The organism is Gordonia sp. (in: high G+C Gram-positive bacteria), from assembly GCF_020438995.1.
In the GTDB taxonomy this organism is placed as follows: domain Bacteria; phylum Actinomycetota; class Actinomycetes; order Mycobacteriales; family Mycobacteriaceae; genus Gordonia.
The window spans coordinates 1-2,801 of the sequence record NZ_JAGQTN010000157.1 but is presented as its reverse complement, the minus strand read 5'-3'; the positions used below and the strand labels follow the sequence as shown (position 1 = coordinate 2,801).

Annotated in this window: 3 protein-coding genes; 1 reads left to right on the top strand and 2 read right to left on the bottom strand. The window is 64.2% G+C overall.

The window, feature by feature from the left end; genetic code table 11:
* The coding region (locus tag KDB67_RS11510; protein WP_291015840.1) for an SDR family NAD(P)-dependent oxidoreductase at positions 1 to 361 on the bottom strand (361 nt) is incomplete at its 3' end.
* Between the two features lie 25 nt (positions 362 to 386).
* Positions 387 to 1,883 (bottom strand): NAD(P)/FAD-dependent oxidoreductase, encoded by a 1,497-nt coding sequence (locus tag KDB67_RS11505; protein ID WP_291015838.1) that lies wholly within the window; start codon positions 1,881 to 1,883, stop codon positions 387 to 389.
* A 269-nt stretch (positions 1,884 to 2,152) separates the two neighbouring features.
* Between KDB67_RS11505 and KDB67_RS11500 the strand changes: the two genes are divergently transcribed.
* The gene (locus KDB67_RS11500; protein WP_291015842.1) at positions 2,153 to 2,731 is read left to right on the top strand and encodes a TetR/AcrR family transcriptional regulator; all 579 of its coding nucleotides are present in this window, start codon (positions 2,153 to 2,155) and stop codon (positions 2,729 to 2,731) included.
* The last annotated feature ends 70 nt before the right edge of the window (positions 2,732 to 2,801 follow it).

Sequence of the window (2,801 nt, the reverse complement as noted above, 5' to 3'; positions counted from 1 at the left end):
CGTTGACGACTCCCCAGAAGTCGATGTCGATGACGCGTTCGATGTCCTTGAAGTCGGTGTGCTCCACCTCGCCGTGGTGGGCGATTCCGGCATTGTTGAATATCGCGTTGACGCCGCCGAAATGCGTGGCAACTGTCTCGGCGTAGTCCAGAACAGCTTGGCGCTCAGTGACATTCAGTGTCTGCGTATGAACCTGCGCACCCGCCTCGCGGACCAGCCGTTCGGTGGTGGCCAGCCCGGCGGCATCGACGTCGGAGATCGCTACCTTGGCACCCTTCTGGGCTAATTTGACAGCCAGTTCGCGGCCGATACCCGACCCCGCCCCGGTGACCACGACGACTTTGTCCCGAAAATCTTTCATCTTGCGCTCCTGTCGTTGTGCGGTGTCAGGCCGAGACGGTGGCGTCGGCGCGCTCGACGTCGTACGCGGCGATGTCGAATTCCTTGGTGATTCGGCGGAAGTTGAACGTGAATCCCGGCCACAGCGTGGTGATGTTGCCGTTCTGGTCCTGGTAGTAGGAGGCGCAGCCGCCGGTGAGCCACACGCTGTTGCGCAGCCCGTGCTGGACGCTGTTGTTGAACTCGTCCTGGGCGTCGGCCTTCACCTCGGTGCGGGTGATGCCCTGGTCGCGGACCTGCTTGAAGTAGCTGACCAGGTAGTTGAGCTGCGATTCGATCATGTACACGATCGAGGTGTGGCCCAGGCCCGTTGACGGGCCGACCATCAGCAGCATGTTGGGGAAGCCGTGGACGAAGGTGCCCTTGTAGGCCTGCATGCCCGTGTGTTCCCAGGCCTGGGCGAGGCTGCGGCCCTGCGTGCCGATGATCGTCTCGAACATCGGGGAGTCGGTGACGTGGAAGCCGGTGGCCACCACGATCACGTCGACCTCACGCTCGGTGCCGTCCTTGGTCACCACGCCGCTGCCGGTGATCTTGCTGATGCCGTCGGTGACCAGGTCGACATTCGGCCGGGCGATCGCCGGGTACCAATTGTTGGACCGCAGGATGCGTTTGCAGCCGACCGCGAACTTCGGGGTGACCTTCTCGCGCAGCTCGGGATCCTTGATGGACTTGGCGATGTTGCCGCGGCACACCAGCTCGACAGGCTTGAGTGCCTTGGGGGAGTAGGTGAGTCCGAACGCGGTGACCTCGTTGAGTCCGTACACGGTGGCTCGCATCAGTTTCTGCACGCCGGGCACGTTCTTGAACGCCCAGTTCTCGGCGCGGTGGTAAGTGCGCTCGGTGCGCGGCACGATCCACGGGGCGGTGCGCTGGTACACGTCGAGGCGTCCGGCGATCTTGGCGATCTCGGGGACGAGCTGGATCGCCGAGGCGCCGGTGCCGATGACCGCGACGCGTTTGCCGGTGAAGTCGTAGTCGTTGTCCCAGCGGGCCGAGTGGATGATCTTGCCGCCGAAGCTGTCGATGCCGTCGATGTCGGGCAGGTTCGGTTCGCACAGCGGGCCGGCCGCGGCGACGACGGTCCGGGCACTGTAGTGCTCGGTCGTGCCGTTGCGGGTCACCTCGAGGTGCCAGCGGTTCTCGTCCTCGTTCCACTCCGCGCGGGTGACGTCCGAGCCCCATCGGGTCTTGGCCTCGATGTTGTATTTGACGGCGACGTCGTTGATGTACCTGTGGATTTCGGGCTGATGGCCGTAGGAGCGGGTCCAGTCGGGGTTGAGCTCGAACGAGTACGAGTAGAGCTGCGAGGGCACGTCGCAGGCAGCACCCGGGTAGGTGTTGTCGCGCCAGGTACCGCCGAAGTTCTGGCCGCGGTCGAGGACGACGAAGTCATCGACGCCGTTCTGCTTGAGTTTGATGGCTGCGCCGAGTCCGGAGAAGCCTGCGCCGATGATGGCGACCTGAACATCGTTCGTTGTCATGCGACCTACCATAAAGCGCTATTGAACGTCAGTCAATACACTATTGAGTATCGGTCAGTAACCGGCTATGGTGGTGTGGTCGCCAGTTCGGAGTTGAGCGCCTTTCGCCGGGGAAGGTGAAGGGTACAAGGCCCTCCGGGCTGGCGACCGTAATGTGGGAAATGCGACGGGTGTGGTGATACGCCGGGTGCGGCGATATGGAGGAGCGGTTCGTGACGAGCACAACGGATCGGCCCACGGCATCGCCCCGAAAGCCCCGCCGCACCCGGATGAGCCCGGAGGCCCGCCGCGAGCAGCTCATCGAACTCGGGTTGACGATGGTCCGTGAGTGTCCTATCGAGGACGTGTCCATCGACGCGATCGCCGACGCCGCCGGTGTCTCCCGGGCGCTGCTGTTCCACTACTTCGAGTCCAAACAGGATTTCCACGTCGCACTGGCCCAGGCGCAGGCCGATCGGATGCTCGCCTGCACCGCACCCGACGCCTCCCTCGGTGATCCGATCGAGGTCTTGAAGAAGTCGATGGGTGCGTTCATCGACTACGTCAGCGAGAACCGCATCGCCTATATGGCGCTGATCCGCGGTGCCGCCAGCTCCGACCCGGCGATGCGTGCGGTGTTCGACTCCACCCGCGCCGCCATGGCCGAACGCATCTATACCCACGCACCCGCCCTCGGCGTCGAGGTCACCCCGATCGTCCGGCTCGCCGTCCACGGCTGGATCGCCTTCGTCGAGGAGACCACCATCAACTGGTTCACCACCCACGACATCACCCGCGACGACCTCGTCACCCTGGTCACCACGGCCCTGCCCGCCATAGCCACCGGCGCCGCCCTCACCGACACCTGACCGCGTTTCCCGCGTCGCAAACTCCGTCGCGCGATCCGGATATCGCGACAATCAATTCGCGGCACGAAGT